Source organism: Roseateles sp. P1_C6, assembly GCF_056406315.1.
This window is the reverse complement of the sequence record NZ_JBFUAK010000003.1, coordinates 15,448-31,431: the sequence shown is the minus strand read 5'-3', so window position 1 is coordinate 31,431 and position 15,984 is coordinate 15,448. Positions and strand designations below refer to the sequence as shown.

Annotated in this window: 15 protein-coding genes; 2 read left to right on the top strand and 13 right to left on the bottom strand. The window is 63.4% G+C overall.

What is annotated here, in order from left to right; all coding sequences use genetic code 11:
- Positions 1-243: 243 nt before the first annotated feature.
- The 8 genes from AC1D29_RS06150 to AC1D29_RS06115 form a co-directional block, all read right to left on the bottom strand.
- Entirely contained in the window at positions 244-426 is a 183-nt protein-coding gene (locus AC1D29_RS06150; RefSeq protein WP_477895240.1) for a DUF3606 domain-containing protein, read from the bottom strand.
- 181 nt (positions 427-607) lie between these two features.
- A complete protein-coding gene (locus AC1D29_RS06145; RefSeq protein ID WP_477895237.1) occupies positions 608-796 on the bottom strand; it encodes a hypothetical protein in 189 nt (62 codons plus the stop codon).
- Between the two features lie 161 nt (positions 797-957).
- Positions 958-1,488 (bottom strand): hypothetical protein, encoded by a 531-nt coding sequence (locus tag AC1D29_RS06140; protein ID WP_477895235.1) that lies wholly within the window; start codon positions 1,486-1,488, stop codon positions 958-960.
- Between the two features lie 218 nt (positions 1,489-1,706).
- Entirely contained in the window at positions 1,707-2,573 is an 867-nt protein-coding gene (locus tag AC1D29_RS06135; RefSeq protein ID WP_477895233.1) for a hypothetical protein, read from the bottom strand.
- Between the two features lie 225 nt (positions 2,574-2,798).
- Entirely contained in the window at positions 2,799-4,334 is a 1,536-nt protein-coding gene (locus AC1D29_RS06130) for a methyl-accepting chemotaxis protein (RefSeq protein WP_477896180.1), read from the bottom strand.
- 91 nt (positions 4,335-4,425) lie between these two features.
- Entirely contained in the window at positions 4,426-4,686 is a 261-nt protein-coding gene (locus AC1D29_RS06125) for a hypothetical protein (protein WP_477895231.1), read from the bottom strand.
- A 190-nt stretch (positions 4,687-4,876) separates the two neighbouring features.
- The gene (locus tag AC1D29_RS06120; RefSeq protein WP_477896178.1) at positions 4,877-5,827 is read right to left on the bottom strand and encodes a GGDEF domain-containing response regulator; all 951 of its coding nucleotides are present in this window, start codon (positions 5,825-5,827) and stop codon (positions 4,877-4,879) included.
- 111 nt (positions 5,828-5,938) lie between these two features.
- Positions 5,939-6,868 carry a DUF72 domain-containing protein gene (locus tag AC1D29_RS06115; RefSeq protein ID WP_477895229.1) on the bottom strand — a complete coding sequence of 310 codons (930 nt, stop codon included), beginning with the start codon at positions 6,866-6,868 and terminating at the stop codon, positions 5,939-5,941.
- Between the two features lie 109 nt (positions 6,869-6,977).
- On the opposite strand from AC1D29_RS06115, the gene AC1D29_RS06110 reads away from it, so the two are divergent.
- Positions 6,978-9,068: an ATP-dependent helicase gene (locus tag AC1D29_RS06110; protein ID WP_477895227.1), complete on the top strand. Its 2,091-nt coding sequence runs from the start codon at positions 6,978-6,980 to the stop codon at positions 9,066-9,068.
- A 391-nt stretch (positions 9,069-9,459) separates the two neighbouring features.
- On the opposite strand, the gene AC1D29_RS06105 is transcribed toward AC1D29_RS06110, so the two are convergent.
- The gene (locus AC1D29_RS06105) at positions 9,460-12,168 is read right to left on the bottom strand and encodes an ATP-binding protein (RefSeq protein ID WP_477895225.1); all 2,709 of its coding nucleotides are present in this window, start codon (positions 12,166-12,168) and stop codon (positions 9,460-9,462) included.
- Between the two features lie 178 nt (positions 12,169-12,346).
- Here AC1D29_RS06105 and AC1D29_RS06100 point away from each other — a divergent pair, with 178 nt between their 5' ends.
- Complete coding sequence (locus AC1D29_RS06100) at positions 12,347-12,583, top strand: hypothetical protein (RefSeq protein WP_477895223.1); 237 nt, start codon at positions 12,347-12,349, stop codon at positions 12,581-12,583.
- A gap of 310 nt (positions 12,584-12,893) precedes the next feature.
- Here the strand turns inward: AC1D29_RS06100 and AC1D29_RS06095 are convergent, their stop codons facing one another.
- The 4 genes from AC1D29_RS06095 to AC1D29_RS06080 all read right to left on the bottom strand — a co-directional run bounded on the left by AC1D29_RS06095 (position 12,894) and on the right by AC1D29_RS06080 (position 15,852).
- Positions 12,894-13,454 carry a hypothetical protein gene (locus AC1D29_RS06095; protein WP_477895221.1) on the bottom strand — a complete coding sequence of 187 codons (561 nt, stop codon included), beginning with the start codon at positions 13,452-13,454 and terminating at the stop codon, positions 12,894-12,896.
- 62 nt (positions 13,455-13,516) lie between these two features.
- The gene (locus AC1D29_RS06090) at positions 13,517-14,308 is read right to left on the bottom strand and encodes an SDR family NAD(P)-dependent oxidoreductase (RefSeq protein WP_477895219.1); all 792 of its coding nucleotides are present in this window, start codon (positions 14,306-14,308) and stop codon (positions 13,517-13,519) included.
- 38 nt (positions 14,309-14,346) lie between these two features.
- The gene (locus AC1D29_RS06085) at positions 14,347-15,522 is read right to left on the bottom strand and encodes a zinc-dependent alcohol dehydrogenase (protein WP_477895217.1); all 1,176 of its coding nucleotides are present in this window, start codon (positions 15,520-15,522) and stop codon (positions 14,347-14,349) included.
- Positions 15,523-15,531: 9 nt separating this feature from the next.
- A complete protein-coding gene (locus AC1D29_RS06080) occupies positions 15,532-15,852 on the bottom strand; it encodes a plasmid stabilization protein (protein ID WP_477896176.1) in 321 nt (106 codons plus the stop codon).
- Positions 15,853-15,984 lie beyond the last annotated feature (132 nt).

Sequence of the window (15,984 nt, the reverse complement as noted above, 5' to 3'; positions counted from 1 at the left end):
AGCGCCTCTACCTGGTTGCATCGGCACTCGAGGCGTCTTGGTGAGCATCTATCCAAATCTCACCCGCCTCGCGGCCCCTGGCAAACGCTGCAGTAGCGGTCTCGCAGGTCATGTCGAGCAGGTCGCTGTGCATCGGCTCTGCATCGGCTCGCTCGGCCACAGCGAAAGCGGGCCGGTAGAGCTCAGCCCCTTCGGGCCGCGCCTCAGTCAGAATCACCAGGCCCCTGTAGGGGTGCTGCTGAATCACCGCTTGCCTTTCAGGTGTGCTTCGACGGCTGCAGCGTCGTTTCCAACTGCCTTGACTGCGGCCTTGAGTTCGTCGGGCGTGACGCCAAACTTCTTCGACCAATCGCGGACTTCGTAGTCTTCGCTGAGACTGATGAGTTTGCGGTCCTGGCCACCGCTTTTGGACTTGTCGTCAGACATGTGCGTCTCCTTCGATGGAAAGCTCCAACGCTAGGCGCGCCACAGCGGCGCGCGTGTCGGACGAAGGCGCAACGTACTCCGGAGCAGTGCTCCGGCTAGGAGTGCCATCTGCCGCCAGAAGCGAAATCGCGACAGCCCAAGGAGACGGCTCGACCTTCTGAGACGGGGCCTTTGAGGACCTTCAGCGGCGCTTCGCTGCCTTGAGCTTGCCCTGACAGATTGCGCGTACCAGTAAATACGTACACATGATCCCGACCGCGCCGCCCATAGCAAGGGGAAGGAGGGAGCCAGTCGCGCTGGTCAGGCCAGCGCCGATGGCGATGCTGGCAATGCCCAGAACGTAATTGAGCAGGAAGCGGTTTCGGAGCATCAGCGCGGCCGTCGAGTGGACAAGGCCGTGCCAGTATGGACGCCAGATGAGCCTCCAATTACACCCACTCGCTGGAGCCGTTGGGGTTGCTGTGCATTAGGTCGCGCGGAGGTTTAAGAAGGCAGCTGCCCTCGGGCAGCTTGCCTTTTCTGGGGAGGAGATCAGCGATAGACGTGATGGCCGTTGTTGCTGGTCCAGTGACGTTCAAAGTGCTCGGCGTCTTCGTCGGACTTCGTGCGAAGGCCCATCAGGATCCCGCCCTTCTTGATGCCCTCTTCGTAGTGCTTCACGCGTTCCTCGGGAATACTCCAGCCGATAAGGGCTCCAACCAGACCGCCGCTGGCAGCCCCGGCACCGGCACCTGCCAAGGCAGCGGCGAGCGGGCCAGCAACGACAAGGCCCAGGCCCGGGATGGCGATGCTCGTGCCGATAGCGGCGACAGCGGCAGCGATAGCGCCCAAGGTGCCGCCGATGGCTCCACCGATGCCCGCGCCTTCAGCTGCCTTGTTGCCCAGCTCCGTCTCGGTCCCCGCGTTGACAAAGTGACGGTTGCGGGTCTCGTCGGACATGATGACGTCCACATCATTCCTGCCATAGCCGCGCTCGCTGGCAGAGGTGTAGGCAGCTTCGGCGCTTGCTCGGTCGGGAAACAAGCCGGTCACGAGGCGACGGTCATTGGCGGTTGTGGGCATATTGACTCCTGTCTGAAGTTGGAAGGTACTGGCCGATCAATTGCGGTCCGCGCGGGGCGCTCCGCGCATCGCTAGTGGCAACTTTCATGCCTCCTGAGGGTCATGTCGGCGATCTGCCTGCGACCCTATCGCCAGACTGGCGTGTGCGCCCCCGCGCACCAACGCTCATCACTCAGTCTGTGGGCCGGCTGAACCGAGCACCCAACGCACGGTTGGAATCAGCCCCGCCCGTCGCTCGTTTTGGACGGGGGACGCGTGCCCCGAACCTTGATAGGTGATGCGTCAATTGATCGAGCAACTTTGCTGACACAACCCACCGTCGACAAACCGTACTGCGCCAACGCCTGAATCCACTGCTGTCCGCAAGAAACGCTGGCCACGGCATCGAGCACATCCTTTGCCCGTTCGCCGTCTGCCATCCGAACGAGCACCCGACGGACGATCATCTGCGGCTGCGGAAATGCCATTGGCCTGAACGGTTCTTGGCATGACACATTTGGGCGCGTTCCCGCGAGCTCGGACCTGCTGATGACGACAAAATCTACCCGACCGAGGCACAACTTTCGCAAGTTGCTGACGTGATCTGGCGCGTCTTCCCGATGAATCCTTCCATCGTCGATCGCTGGCGCTAAAAGGCCGTAGATGTGGCCGGCGATGCCTCCCAGTTTCAGGCCATGCAGATCCTGCAGCGACGACACCTTCAGAGCTCGCAGACTGACGATCAGGTTTTCATCGACCATCACTGGCTCAGACCACGCCGCCCCTTGCTGTGCCGCGGGCGCCAGGAATTCTGGGGCGAGAAATAGTGCTACTCCCGCGAACGACCGGGAAGCCAAGGTGACCTCCAACCGGCGTCTGGGGAGATGGTCGAGTTGGAACTCAGGCTGGCCGCCCGTCGCCTTGTTGACGAGGTCGACAAAGATCGTTGCTAGCCCCTGCGCTCGCCCCCCACCCACCGGAACGAACGGCGGCTGGCCGTAGCTATTCATCGCCGGCAACGGCGGGTCAGCACTTGCCATCTGCACACCACTAAACAGGGCCAAGCCAACCCAAAAGGCCATCGCATGAACGAGGTGGCCGTTCATTGCCAAGGACGGTTGGCGTGTCATCTCAAGGTCCGGTTGCCCCTTGGTTGATCTTCAACCTGGCCCGCGGTTCGCGATGCAAGAGCTGATGAATCGTGATCGTAGGCCGTCATCGCGTCGAGCGCGAATGAGTCCAAATCTCTCGACGTCGAGGCCAAGTGATCGCAGCGGCGGTCGCATACCAAGCCGGTTGGTGGACAGCTGTTGGCGCACTTGAGAGCTGCGTCAGGTCTTGAAAGCGGATACCAGTTTGACCAGTTCCTCGGCCTGGAGCTTCAGGCTTTCGGCCGCCGCAGCGCTCTCCTCGACAAGGGCGGCGTTCTGTTGCGTGGCCTCATCCATTTGTGAGATGGCCTGACCAATCTGGCTGACGCCGGTGCTCTGCTCGCGACTGGCCGAGCTGATCTCCCGCACGACCTGAGTGACGCGGTCAATGGCGGACACCACCTGGTCCATCGTCTGCCCGGCGCGATTGACAAGGGCGGCCCCTTGCTCGACGCGACCAACGCTGTCGGCAATCAAAACCTTGATCTGTTTTGCGGCGTCGGCACTGCGCTTGGCCAGCATGCGGACCTCGCCGGCGACCACAGCAAAGCCCCGCCCTTGCTCGCCAGCGCGCGCTGCTTCTACTGCGGCGTTCAGAGCGAGGATATTGGTTTGGAAGGCGATGGAATCGATCGTGCCGATGATGTCGGCAATCTTGCGCGAGCTTTCCTCGATGCCCTGCATGCGCTGCACGGCCTCGCCCACCACTTCGCCGCCCTGGCGCGCGATGTCGCTGGCCGCATGCGCGAGCTGGTCGGCCTGCTCGGCGTTGTCCGCATTGAGCTTCACGGTGGCCGACAGCTCCTCCATCGACGCGGCCGTCTGCTGGATGGCGCTCGCTTGCTGCTCGGTACGCGCTGATAGGTCATTGCTGCCAAGTGCGATCTCCGAGCTTGCCGTGGCCACACCATCGGCGTTGTATCGCACCGAGCCGACGAGTTGCCTCAGAGACGATTGCATGCTCGCCAGTGCCTGAGCCAGCTGAGCGGTCTCGTCCGTGCCGACAGCGCGAATCTCGCGCGTCAGATCTCCCAGCCCCACCTCTTTCGCTTCGTGGATAGCGGCACGCAGTGGGAACACGACAGATCGAGTGATAAGCCACGCGACGGCGACCCCGATGACCAAGCACACGGCCACCAACACCATCATGAGGATTTGTGTATGGCGTGCCGCTTGCAGGATCTCGCGGGTTTCCTCACGCACCCGCGCTCCTTGGGAGTCAGCCATGCGGCTGATGGCGGCGACGTAGGCATCCGCCGCTGGGCGCATCTTGCCTTCGAGCGTCTGCAGCGCTGCGGCGGCTTCAGTTGCTTTAAGCTGAGCGAAGACCTGCGTTCGCACATCAACGTAAGCCTTGCGCGCCGCGCTTATGTCGTCGAGCGTGGCCTTGGCCTGCGGCGTGTCGGCCACCTTTGTGAGCGCGTCTTGCAGCTCGCTGATCTTGGCGCTAGTGGTCTTAATCACGGGCGCGAAAAAGTCGGCCACGGGACCTGATCCACCCGCCCGCGCTACTGCGTCAGTACGGGTGACATTGAGCTGGGTCAGGGCACGCCAGTCCTGCGCCAAGTCCTGTTGACGCTGTAATTCCATGAGCAGATCGATGTGGGGGGCGACCGCTGCGATTTGACGGTAGCTCAGACCTACAGCGAGCGCGAGGAGTACGAGGACCAAGCCGAAGCCAGCCGCGAGCCTCATTCCAATCTTCAAGGACTGCATGTTCACGACTGCCTCCTGGCCATGTTCGGCAGATCACCGAGGACGGAGCAGATGACTTGACCTTCCGAAGGGTCTCGTTGAGCTACGAGTCTCAGTACCCCGGCGGCTGCAGCTGTTCTGAGGGCGGAGTAGCTATGTGCGGGTGCAGGCGCGCAACCTCAAAGCCGAACTCGTCGATGAGCTGTCGGAGTCGCGTCGTTGCGATAGCCCTCAGAGATTGCAGGCTAGACAGGTCTTCCGCCGTCAACTGGTGCCCGCTGCGAAAAATCTCTCTTTCGCATTGGCTCACCAGTTCCTGGGCCTTGGCCCACCGCCGATAGGACGCACTGAAGGCGTTCTTGCTGGTCATCATCACCGTCACTACGTCAAACGAGGGTCCATCCTCAAGCGGGCTTGCCCACGTAAACCCACCAACTACGGTCGTCTGGACCCGTAGCTCTTGATTTCGCGAAAGGCTAGCGGCCAAGCCACTGCCGCTGCGTAGGACGGCGCCGTAAAGCATCCTTATGGCTTGCGCCAAACTGTCTTTCGCACAGTCTTCGCTACAGCCCCATCAACTCGCTGGAGGTGCAGTCGCGCCCACGCTCCTTGGACAGATAGAGCGCCCGGTCCGCGCGTTCTAGCACCGCGTCCAGCTTTTCATCGGGACGGGCCTGCGCAACGCCAGCGGAGAACGTGTACGTGATGTCAGCATGTGGCTCCAGTGTGTGGCGCACGCGTTCAAGCGCCGTGCATGCATCGGCTAGCTCGGTGCCCGGCAGCAGCAGCAGGAATTCCTCACCGCCCATGCGGCCCATGGCCTGACCGGTGCGCAGATGCGCCTGGGTGTGACGGCAAAAATGACGCAGCACCGCATCGCCGCCGGCGTGGCCATGCTTGTCGTTGATCTTTTTAAAGTGGTCTAGGTCAAGCAGTGCGAAGCTGACCGGCTGCGAATGCCGCCGCGGGTCGGCGAGCGCGCTTTCGGCCAGCTTCAAGATGTGCCGGCGGTTGGGCACGCCTGTCAAATCGTCTGTAAAAGCTGCTTGTACGGCCAGCTCGTGCGCGCGCTGTAGTTCAGCCGCCATGCGCTGGTTGGCCCGAAGCAATCTTTCACAGTCGTCCTTTTGATCGCGCAACGACTTGCGCTGCAGATACAGCGCAACGAAGGCGCTGACCTTGCTTTCCAAAACCATCGGATGGACTGGCTTCTCAAGGAAGTCAATGGCGCCGGCCTCGTAACCGCGGAACGACCTTCCCGCGTCCCCACCTGATCCGGTGAGGAAAATGATAGGAATCTCTTTGGTGCGGTCGTCCTCACGCATCAACTCGGCGAGCTGAAAGCCGTTCATCCCTGGCATGTTCACGTCGACTAGTGCGAGCGCGAAGTCGCCTTCATGAAGCTTCTCGAGTGCCAGCGCAGCAGAAGGCGCGCACACCATCTCAACGCCGGGCCTATCGAGGATCAACTTCGTTGACGTCAAGTTGTCCAAGCTGTCATCGACGTGGAGGATGCGAGCGGTCTCGTTGGGCAGCTGAAGCTCCGGATGTCACGGATTCGTCTGCGGGGCAAGAAGCGCTCCCACTACTAGACGGTCAGTGCCAGCGGATGGTCCATGGGGACTTCATTTGGCGCTCGGTACGAGGACATTGGCCTTCAGGTCCTTCATCGTCTTGAAGAGCGTCCGCCCGTTGCGCTGAGCCTGGTCTTCCTTGTTGTTGTTCATCACCACATGGACATCGAGACCCGGCCGGTCCAGCAGCTGAATCTGATGACCAAGGCCCTCCAGTTCCGCTTCGTCGTAGTCGTAGTTGAACCGTCCGCCGGAGTGCCCGGAGCGGTCGTTCCATGCCGCGGCATTGCGACCGTGCATGCGTACCAAGGCGTAGTCGTCGCGTGTCGTCTCCCAGATCGCTGGGACGGTGTTGCTCAAGCCGGCAGGCTCGTCGACGATGGTGTGAACCACACCCAGCTCCCGCTGGAACGCGATGGTCTCGGCCGCATGCGGGCCCTCGAACCATTTGTCGCTGCGGAACTCGACGCTCAACGTGTGGCCGTCCATGCGCTCCACACAATGGGCGACGTGGGCATGGCCCGCCCGATTGCGAACGAGCCATGGCGGGAACTGGAAGTGCACCAAGCCGAGCCGACCGGCTTCGCGCAGCGGCTGCAGCGCTTCCCTAAACCGCCCCCACAGCTCGTTGGCGAGTTCGCCGGGGACGTCGCGGTAGTAGATGACGCTCTTGAGCTTCAGCTCGCTGGGAAGCGCGTCTCGAAGGTCTGACGGCAAGACGGCCGGCGAGGTCTGGTGGTCCGTGAACAGTCGGAAGGCCTTCACGTTCATCACGAATCCATCGGGGGTTCGCTGCGCCCACAGGCGGGCGGCGTCGACGCTTGGCACGGCGTAGTAGCTCGAGTCGACCTCCACCAGTGGGAACTGGGTTGCGTAGTAGCGCAGCCTGCTCTCAGCCGTCGTGGCGTCGGGCGGGTAGAAGCGACCGGTGTCGATGAGGCTGTTGTCGGCCCAGGAGGCGGTGCCAATCCGGATGGTCATGAGGCAGCTGGCGTCGTTACATTTACTGTGAATGCATCCAGTATATTGATGCCTTGCGCGGTGGCTCTCGCTGCTGCGCGGCTTCAGTTCTCCTGCCATGGGCCCACGCATGAAAGAGCCCAGCTCCTCGCCACCTCAATCTCCCCGCCAGGAGCCGCTGCCCTTCGCCGACCTCAACGACCGACAGCGTGAGGCCGTCGAGCACGGGCTGACGGCTGGCGACCAGGGCCCACTTCTGGTCATTGCGGGAGCCGGGTCAGGCAAGACCAAAACGCTTGCATCCCGGGTGGCGCGGCTGGTTCAAGGGGGCGCGGATCCCAGCCGCATCCTGCTGCTTACTTTTTCTCGACGCGCCGCGGGCGAGATGGAGCAACGGGTCGGCCGCGTGCTTCACAAGGTGCTGGGCTATTCGTCGAGCCAGGCACCGCCGACCTTCCCCTGGGCGGGAACGTTCCACGGTGTCGGTGCACGGTTGCTTCGTGACTACGCCGACCGCATCGGGCTCGCTCCCAACTTCACCATCTTGGACCGTGCGGATGCGGAAGACCTGATGGGCATGCAGCGTCAGGCACTCGGGCTGGCGGAGAAGGTCGAGCGCTTCCCGCAGAAGGGAAGCTGCCTGGCCATCTACTCACGTGTCATCAATTCGCAGCTCCGTCTTGACCAGGTGCTGCAGCAGTTCTATCCATGGTGCTTCGGCGCGCTGGATGAGCTGAAACTGCTCTTCAAGTCGTACGCCGACGCGAAACACCAGCAGCACTGCCTGGACTACGACGACCTCTTGCTGTTCTGGTCGCACATGGCAGCCGATCCCGCGATCGCTGCAGACCTTGGGCAGCGATTCGACCATGTGCTGGTCGACGAATACCAGGACACCAACAAGCTGCAGGCGGCCATCCTTCGCGGGCTCAAGCCGACGGGCCAGAACCTCACGGTCGTGGGCGATGACGCCCAGGCCATCTATTCGTTCCGAGCGGCCGAGGTCCGAAACATCTTGGACTTCCCCAACGAGTTCGACCCGCCGGCGCGCATCGTTGCGCTCGAACAGAACTACCGTTCGACCAAGCCCATCCTCGATGCATCGAACGCTGTCATCGCGATGGCCAAGAACAGGCACGCGAAGACGCTATGGTCCGACAAAGATTCCAGCGAACGGCCCCGGCTTGTGGCGCTGCAGGACGAGGCGGCACAAGCCACCTGGGTTGCTGATGATGTGCTCAGGCGGCGAGAAGAAGGCATCAAGCTGATCCGGCAGGCGGTACTGTTTCGCACCGCTAGCCACAGCGCGCCGCTGGAGCTGGAACTGACCCGTAGGAACATCCCGTTCAAGAAGTTCGGCGGGCTGAAGTTCCTGGAATCCACCCACGTCAAGGACGTGATGAGCGTTCTTCGATGGGCTGAGAACCTGCGAGGCCGGCTCGCTGGCTTTCGGGTGTCGCAGCTGCTTGCAGGCTTCGGCCAGGCCAGCGCTCGCAAGCTGCTTGACGCCATCGAGGCGAGTCAGGACCCCTCCACCGCGTTGCAGGAGTTCAAGCCGCCGCCTGCGGCGTCGGGCGATTGGGACCTGCTGCGAGACCTGATTGTCGGGTTGTCGAAAAACAGCGAATGGCCATTCGACCTTGAGCGCGCGGTCGAGTGGTATCAGCCGCACCTTGAGCGCCTGCACGACGACGCGCCGATTCGGATGGCAGACCTGGACCAGATTTGCCGCATCGCCCAGGGCTACGGCACCCGGGAGCGGTTCCTCACGGAGCTGACGCTCGACCCACCCAGTGCAAGCAGCGACGAGTCTGGCGTGCCGTCCCTCGATGAGGACTACCTCATCCTCTCGACCATCCATTCTGCAAAGGGCCAGGAGTGGCAGGCCGTCCACGTGCTCAACGTGGTCGACGGCTGCATACCTTCCGACATGGCCACCGGCAGTGAGGAAGAGGTCGAAGAAGAGCGCCGGCTACTCTACGTTGCGATGACGCGTGCCAAGCAACATCTGTCGCTCATCGCGCCGCAGCGGTACTACGTACGCCAGCAGCATCGCAGTGGCGACACGCACGTCTACGCCACCTTGACCCGGTTCATCCCTGGAAGGGTCGCACGCCTTTTCGAGCACATCGGTCCGACGCCAAAGCCGCGCGATGCCAAGCCAGCGCCGGTGGCCGCTGTCGTGGACGTCGGAGCCAAGATTCGTGGGATGTGGGACTGAGTCCTCGAGGGCACCGCAAATCTGGTCACCATCTTCTCGATGACCTCGCCACCACCTGGGCGACGGCGGCGTTGGGGGACGCCATCTGCGCGGCTTCCTGTGTATTCGCCTCACCTGGTGAGCCTGCGCCAATTCACGACGGTGGTACGACTGAACCACTCGACCACGGCGCGGCGCAACGATCCAACTATGCTCACAACGGCATGCTGGCCCGAGTGCCTGGCCGATACGTCGCGCTGGCTAGCAAATCGCTGCCGAACGCAGCCTGTGCGCTCGACGACAAGATGAGCGTGGAAATAGAACCGCCTGGGTGGGGCGCGTGCGGCTGACCTTCCGCAAGCAGCGCTACAGCAGGCCCAAAGGAAAAACGTCCTATGCGAGGCGAGGTGTCCTAAGTGAGGCCCATCTCCTGTATCGCCCGCACCAGCGCAGAAAACTCCACCGGTTTGCGGAAATGCATTAGGAAGCCCGCGTCGATCGACCTGCGCTGGTCGGCTTCGCGAGCGAACGCCGTCAGCGCGATGGCGCGGATATTCCCGCCCTGATTGGCCGGTAACGCTCTGACGCGTTCCAGCAGCTCGAAGCCTGTCATCTCAGGCATGCCAAGGTCGGAAACGAGCAGATTTGCTCGGGAGCCGGGCAGCAAGGCAAGGGCCTCGGCGCCGGTGGCCGCAGTTACCACCTGCGCTCCTTGCAGCTCCAAAGCGCGGGCAACCATGTCGCGCACCGTGTCGTCGTCGTCCACCACCAGAATTCGCGCACCGGCGAGCGAGGTTCGATCAACCGCGCCAGGATCGGGCGACGCGCTGGCGAGACTTCGCGCCTTGATCAGCGGCAACCGCACAGAAAAGCGCGCACCGCGGTCGGGTCCATCGCTATGGGCGCCAACTTGGCCGCCATGCAGCTCAACCAGGTTGCGCACGATCGACAAGCCAAGGCCCAGCCCGCCGTGTCGGCGCGCCATTGACCCGTCGGCTTGGCGAAAGCGTTCAAAGACGAACGGCAGGAATTCGGGCGAAATGCCGATGCCGGTGTCTTCCACCACGATCTCCGCGACCTCAGCCGTGCAACGCAGCGTCACATGAACCTCGCCGCCCCGGGGAGTGAACTTGATCGCGTTGGAGACGAGGTTCATCAGCACTTGCTGCAACCTCACAGCGTCGCCCATGACGGCGGCCCCCTCGCTCATGGCGACATCTGTCCCGAGCCGCACGCCTGCACGGTCCGCCGCCGGCAGAAGTAGCTCGACTGCCGCGAGTGTGAAGCTGGCCGCAGACACCGGCGCGATATTCAGGACCAGCTTGCCGGTGGTGATGCGGCTCATGTCGAGGAGGTCCTCGATGAGCTGCACCTGCGCCTTGGCGCTGCGCTCGATGACGTCAATGCCCTTCTTGAAATCGGCGTCCAGATCGGCGGCCTTGCGATGCAGGATGTGTACCCAGCCGGTGATGGCACTCAGCGGCGTGCGCAGCTCGTGGGAAAGCGTCGCCAGGAACTCGTCCTTCACCAGGCCGGCTTGTTCCGCCGCCAGGCGCGCCGTGCGTTCGCTCTCCAGCAACTGGGTCCGCTCGCGCATCGCGTCGCGCGAGGCGGCATAAAGCCGCGCGTTGTCGATGGCGATGGCAGCCTGGCTGGCAATACCTTCGGCAATCCGCTCACTTCGCTCGGTGAAGACGCCGACGTTGGCATGACCGAAGAACAAGCCGCCCAGCACTTCGCCCGAGCGGCTGGTCACGGGTACCGCAAGATAGCTGCGAACCGGCAGGTGGCCAGCAGGCATGCCGCGGCGCGGTCCCCATTGCCCGTAGCGCGGGTCGGCCATTACGTCGTCAAGCCGGATCGTCGGCTCGCCGCGGAAGGTCGGGCCAAACATGGGCGTCGGGCGAGGATGCCCAAAGTTCTCGAACTGCTTGCGGTCTGCGCCGGACAGCGTGTACAGCAGGTATGCCTCACCGTCATCGTGGACGCCGTTGTAGAAAAAGGCGCCGAACTGCGCGCCTGTCAGGGATGTCGCCGCGTCTGTGACGCGCTGCAGCAGGGTGCCGATGTCCAGCTCTGCCGCCAGCGCCGCGCCCGTGCGGTTCAAGGTCTCCAGCGTGCGCGCCTCTTCGCGCAGTGCGGCCTCGGCCCGGATGCGCTCCAGCGCCTCCCAGCACCGGGAGACAACGACCTTGACGAGTGAAATCTCTTCGTCGCTCCAGTGGCGCGGAACGCACTGATGGACCGCCATTGCGGCCACGAAACGGCCGTTCTTGTGCAAGGGCACGCAGATGACGGACTGGATACTGGTACGCACATAGGCGGTGCGATCGGTGCTGGCCGTAGCGGCGTCCCGATCCACGTCGTGATTGACGTATGCCTGGTCGGCACGCATCAGCCGCAGCACCTCTTGGCCGAAGTCAGCGAAGCGGTAAGTGCCCACGATGCTGGGCACGCCGTCGTTGAAATCGCCGATCAGGTCGAAGGTGTCCTGGTCCTCGCGCACCGTGGCATACGCGCAGCGATTGGCGCCGAGGTGGCGTCCGAGCATCTCGGCGGTGATGTGCATCACGTCGGCCGGTTCCGTGAGCTCGCGCGTGGCCTGCGCCAGCGCATCAAGGAAAGCCAGGCGGCGCGAGGTCAGCACCTTCTCCGTGGTCTCCGCAAAAGTCACCAGCACACCGCGGGCTTGGCCAAGCTCGTCTCGCACGGCGCTGTACGAGAAATTGAAGTAGACGTCCTCGGGGTATCCGAAACGATCAATCGTCAACTTGAAGTCGTCAAAACCGACGGGCTCGCCTTGGAGCACCCGCCGCCACATCGGGCCGATCCTTGGCCAGATTTCCGCCCAGGTGTCCGGCGCCCGCCCGCCGAGCGCTAGGCCGGCCTTGGCGCCCAGAATCGGACGATAGGCATCGTTGAAGATCTGGATGAACTCGTCGCCCCACGCCAGGTACATCGGCAACTGGCATTCGAGCATCGTCGCAACGGTGATGCGCAGCGACAAAGACCACCGGTCCGCGGCGCCGAGGGCTGTGGTCTCCCATGGAAACGCTTTGACGCGTGCGGCCATGTTGCCGCTGATGTAGTCCAGCGCTAAAGGGGCGGAAGACGAGTCCATAGCGCTCCAACGATTGCAGGCTGGCCTATCGGTGAGGTCAAGCAGCGAACGAGTTTAGTGCCGCCGAGCAATGGCTGTCGCGCTGCGGCCGGTGCGGCGCGGCAGCCTTGTATAGGCACCGGATTTGCCCTTCAGCATCGCCCGGCATGTTCGCCGGGGAAACCTATTGGAGACCTTCATGAGCCAGCAAAATCGTAACGACGGCCAGCGTCGTGACGCCAGCGAGATCAGTGGCCAGCAAGGCGGATCGCAGCGCCAGGACGATCAAGGCCAGCAAGAGCAGCAAGGCCGTAGCCAGAACCAGCAAGGCGGAACGCAGCGCCAGGACAGCCAGGGCCAGCAGCAGCAGGATCGCGGCGGTCGCGACCAGCAGCAAGGTGCCGGCCAGCAGCGTGACGGCAACCGAGGAAGCTAAGACGCGTCACGCCAGCAGGACGGCCGCAGCCAAACTCGAGAGTCTCAAGGATTGCCGCCGGCAACTGCATCGCTGCTACGCGTCCAGCTCGGGGTTGAAATGACGCCGCGTCGTGTGGATGTCGCGCGACCGCTGAGCTAGGTAAGGGCAGGACTTTGCGAATATCGACGGACGAGCCCATGAAACCAAAGCAACTGCTTCAAGCAATGGCGTTGGTGGCAATAGCGTCCGCTGTTCTGACGGCCTGCCAGAACGATGCGCAGGTGCCGCAAAGCGGGTTGGCCTCGTTGGGGCCGCCCGCAACCGCCACCTACTGGCGCTGAACGTCCTCGATCACGTCGACTCGGTCTCCTGGCAACAGCAGCTGAGGCACTTGCAAGAACGTCCACCCGTCGCCATCGCGTCGGATGGACCAAGTCAAATCGAACCGATCCGCTGGCCAGGTCTCAGGCACCCCCACGTCACGCAGGACCGCGCGTGCCAGCGCTGGCAGATAGTGGTGTCGCCAACACACCAACACCGGCACTTCGAAGTTCCTCAGCGTCTCGGCGAATCGTTCTGTCGAGTCTTCATCCGACCACGTCTCGTCAACGGCCAAGCCCAGAACTTCTGCCAATGCCTGAACGGTGTCCCGCGGTCGCGTCGATGGATGCATGGACGTCGCTCGCGCAGCAAGAATGTGTTCCGGCCTGCAGACGAGCCTGGCATGGATCCGGTCGGCGAGCGAAGCAAAGTACGGCGCCATTGCACCGGCGCGCCGCCAGCCCGCCACGCTGAGCGATCGGCTGTCCGGCTTTCCGGCATCGTCAACGCCGTCATGACCCTCATCGGGCTTCTCCGCGTGTCGAATGAGCATGATGCACTTGGACATCTGTTCTCCCGCTGCACCCGCGACCAGATGGATGCGCCCCTGCTAGGGCGCGCACACGGCGATCAACGTTCGGCCGACCCTGGTTCGGTGATCTTGCGATGCTGCTCGGCGAGCACGGGTGCCGGCGTCACGTTGGCAAGGATGGCCTGAAGCTTGTTCTTCCAACCCGCGACGACATCAGCATCTCCGTCCAGCATCGCCTCATAGCCCGCCCGGGCCACGTCGGCAGGATCGGCCTTCTTGCCGGTTCCCACCTTGGTGTCCATCAGGTCCGCTCGCTCGAAGAACTCCGTATCGGTGACGCCTGGCATCAAGCAGGTCACGGTCACACCTGAATCCTTCAGCTCGTTGCGTAGGGCGTAGCAGAAGGAATCGATGAACGCCTTGGTGCCGTTGTAGACGGCCTGGAAGCTGCCTGGCATCAAGCCGGCGATGGAGCCCGTCACCAGGATGCGCCCCGCTCGCCGTTGGACCATCCCGCGCCCGATCTGCTGGATCAGATCGATGGTGCCCGTGATGTTGGTGTCCACCACATGTCGAACCTGCTGAAAATCCTGCTGTAGAAATGCATGGCCCAGCCCGTGCCCGGCGTTGGCCATCAGCACCTGCACGGGACGATTGCCGATGGCAGCCACCAGTTGGGCCACGCCGTCAGCTGTGGCCAGGTCGGCCTGCACCACCTCGACATGGCCGCCATGCGTTCGCATGTGGGCCGCGACTTCCTCTAGCGGCCCCTGGTCGGCCGCCAGGAAGAGGTCGTAGCCATCCTTTGCACACAAATGGGCCAGCTCGCGGCCGATGCCTGAAGACGCGCCGGTGATGACGGCAATCGGACGATGGGGAACGGTGGACATGTTTTCTCCTGCTGAATGGGTCGATGAGCGGGGTCCACTCAGACGGCACCTGGCCGGAGGATGACCTTGCGGCAGTCCTCCTGCTTCTCGTTGAAGATCTCGTAGCCTCGCGCCGCATCCTGAAGCGGCAGCGTGTGCGTCACGATGGCGTCGGGCTGCAGATCCCCGGCGGAGATGCGGTCCAGCAGCTCTGGCATGAAACGCTGGGCATGCGTCTGTCCACCCTTGAAGGTCAGGCCCTTCTCAAAGGCATCGCCAAACAGGAAGCCGTGGATGAAGCCGGCATAGACGCCCGGCACGCTGACGACACCGCCACGGCGCGTGGCCGCGATGGCCTGGCGCAGCGCAGCACCACTGGAGCCTTCGAGCTTCATCGTCGTCAGCACTGTCTCGGTCGTGCTGCCCTTGGCTTCGAAGCCGACCGCGTCGATGGAGGCATCCACGCCGTGATGGCCGGTCGCATCGACGATGTAGGCGGCGGGGTCGTCGATCTGGTCGAAGTTAATCGGCGCGACGCCGTAGGTGGCTACGGCGAAGTCCAGCCTGTACTGATGGTGATCGACCATGAAGATCTGCTCGGCACCCAACATGCGGCAGCTTGCCGCGGCCATGAGGCCCACCGGGCCGGCGCCGAAGATCGCAACCTTGGAACCCGGCCCGACTTCCGCATTGACGGCGGCCTGGTAGCCAGTGGGCAGGATGTCCGACAGGAACAGCACCTGCTCGTCACGCAGCGTCGAATCGGGGATCACCAACGGACCGACGTTGGCCTTGGGCACGCGGACAAACTCGGCCTGGCCGCCGGGATAGCCGCCGTACAGATGGCTGTAGCCAAACAGGCCGGCGCCGGGTCGGATGTCCTTCTTGTTCAGAATCGCGCCGCGCCCAGGGTTGGTGGTCTCGCAGGCCGCGAACAGCTTGCGGTTGCAGAACATGCAGTCTCCGCAGGAGATCGTGAACGGCACGACGACGCGGTCACCCTTGCGGAGCTTGGTCACGCTCGGGCCGACGTCTTCGACGATGCCCATGAACTCGTGGCCGAGGATGTCCCCGGTCTTCATGTCGGGGATCTTGCCGCGAAAGATGTGCAGATCCGAGCCGCAGATGGCCGTCGCCGTGACGCGCAGGATGATGTCGTCGTCGGCATAGCGAACCGGGTCAGGCACGGATTCGACGCGGACATCCTTGGAGCCGTGATAGGTCAGCGCTTTCATGGGTGAGCCTCAGTGATGGGCGCTGCGGGCGGCGGCATTGCGCTTGCGTGTTGCCGCCGCCTTCTTGGCGGACGCCGAGCGTTCGGCAGCAGTGCGGCTGGCTGAAGCGGCGCCACCCGTGCGGCCGCCCTTGCGTGAAGGCTCGTGGTTCTCGGGCTTTCCGCGGCCCGCGCCCGACTTCTTGCCGCCACCCGTTTCCTTGTTGACGGTTGCCCAGGCGCGGCGCTCGGCCTCGTCCTTGGGCACGCCGCGGTGTTCATAGCCGCTCTCGACGTGTTCGGCCTGACGTTTTTGCTTGTCTGTGTAGGAGGATTTGTCGCCTCTGGGCATGGTCATCTCCACGAGTTGATGCTCTGCGCTGAAAAGGGCAAACGCCATGCCGCTTCTGCGAAGCAGCATGGCGTCTGACGAGTCACGCGTCGTCGCGCGGGCCTGGTGGCCAGGCCGTCACAGCTCAGCTGT

Bases quoted from the DNA above. Each gene is read 5' to 3' on its own strand.
- AC1D29_RS06085 (WP_477895217.1), bottom strand. From the start codon at position 15,522: ATGAAAGCGCTGACCTATCACGGCTCCAAGGATGTCCGCGTCGAATCC.
- AC1D29_RS06080 (WP_477896176.1), bottom strand. From the start codon at position 15,852: ATGCCCAGAGGCGACAAATCCTCCTACACAGACAAGCAAAAACGTCAG.
- AC1D29_RS06150 (WP_477895240.1), bottom strand. From the start codon at position 426: ATGTCTGACGACAAGTCCAAAAGCGGTGGCCAGGACCGCAAACTCATC.
- AC1D29_RS06115 (WP_477895229.1), bottom strand. From the start codon at position 6,868: ATGACCATCCGGATTGGCACCGCCTCCTGGGCCGACAACAGCCTCATC.
- AC1D29_RS06125 (WP_477895231.1), bottom strand. From the start codon at position 4,686: ATGATGACCAGCAAGAACGCCTTCAGTGCGTCCTATCGGCGGTGGGCC.
- AC1D29_RS06130 (WP_477896180.1), bottom strand. From the start codon at position 4,334: ATGCAGTCCTTGAAGATTGGAATGAGGCTCGCGGCTGGCTTCGGCTTG.
- AC1D29_RS06110 (WP_477895227.1), top strand. From the start codon at position 6,978: ATGAAAGAGCCCAGCTCCTCGCCACCTCAATCTCCCCGCCAGGAGCCG.
- AC1D29_RS06095 (WP_477895221.1), bottom strand. From the start codon at position 13,454: ATGTCCAAGTGCATCATGCTCATTCGACACGCGGAGAAGCCCGATGAG.
- AC1D29_RS06145 (WP_477895237.1), bottom strand. From the start codon at position 796: ATGCTCCGAAACCGCTTCCTGCTCAATTACGTTCTGGGCATTGCCAGC.
- AC1D29_RS06100 (WP_477895223.1), top strand. From the start codon at position 12,347: ATGAGCCAGCAAAATCGTAACGACGGCCAGCGTCGTGACGCCAGCGAG.
- AC1D29_RS06105 (WP_477895225.1), bottom strand. From the start codon at position 12,168: ATGGACTCGTCTTCCGCCCCTTTAGCGCTGGACTACATCAGCGGCAAC.
- AC1D29_RS06140 (WP_477895235.1), bottom strand. From the start codon at position 1,488: ATGCCCACAACCGCCAATGACCGTCGCCTCGTGACCGGCTTGTTTCCC.
- AC1D29_RS06135 (WP_477895233.1), bottom strand. From the start codon at position 2,573: ATGAACGGCCACCTCGTTCATGCGATGGCCTTTTGGGTTGGCTTGGCC.
- AC1D29_RS06090 (WP_477895219.1), bottom strand. From the start codon at position 14,308: ATGTCCACCGTTCCCCATCGTCCGATTGCCGTCATCACCGGCGCGTCT.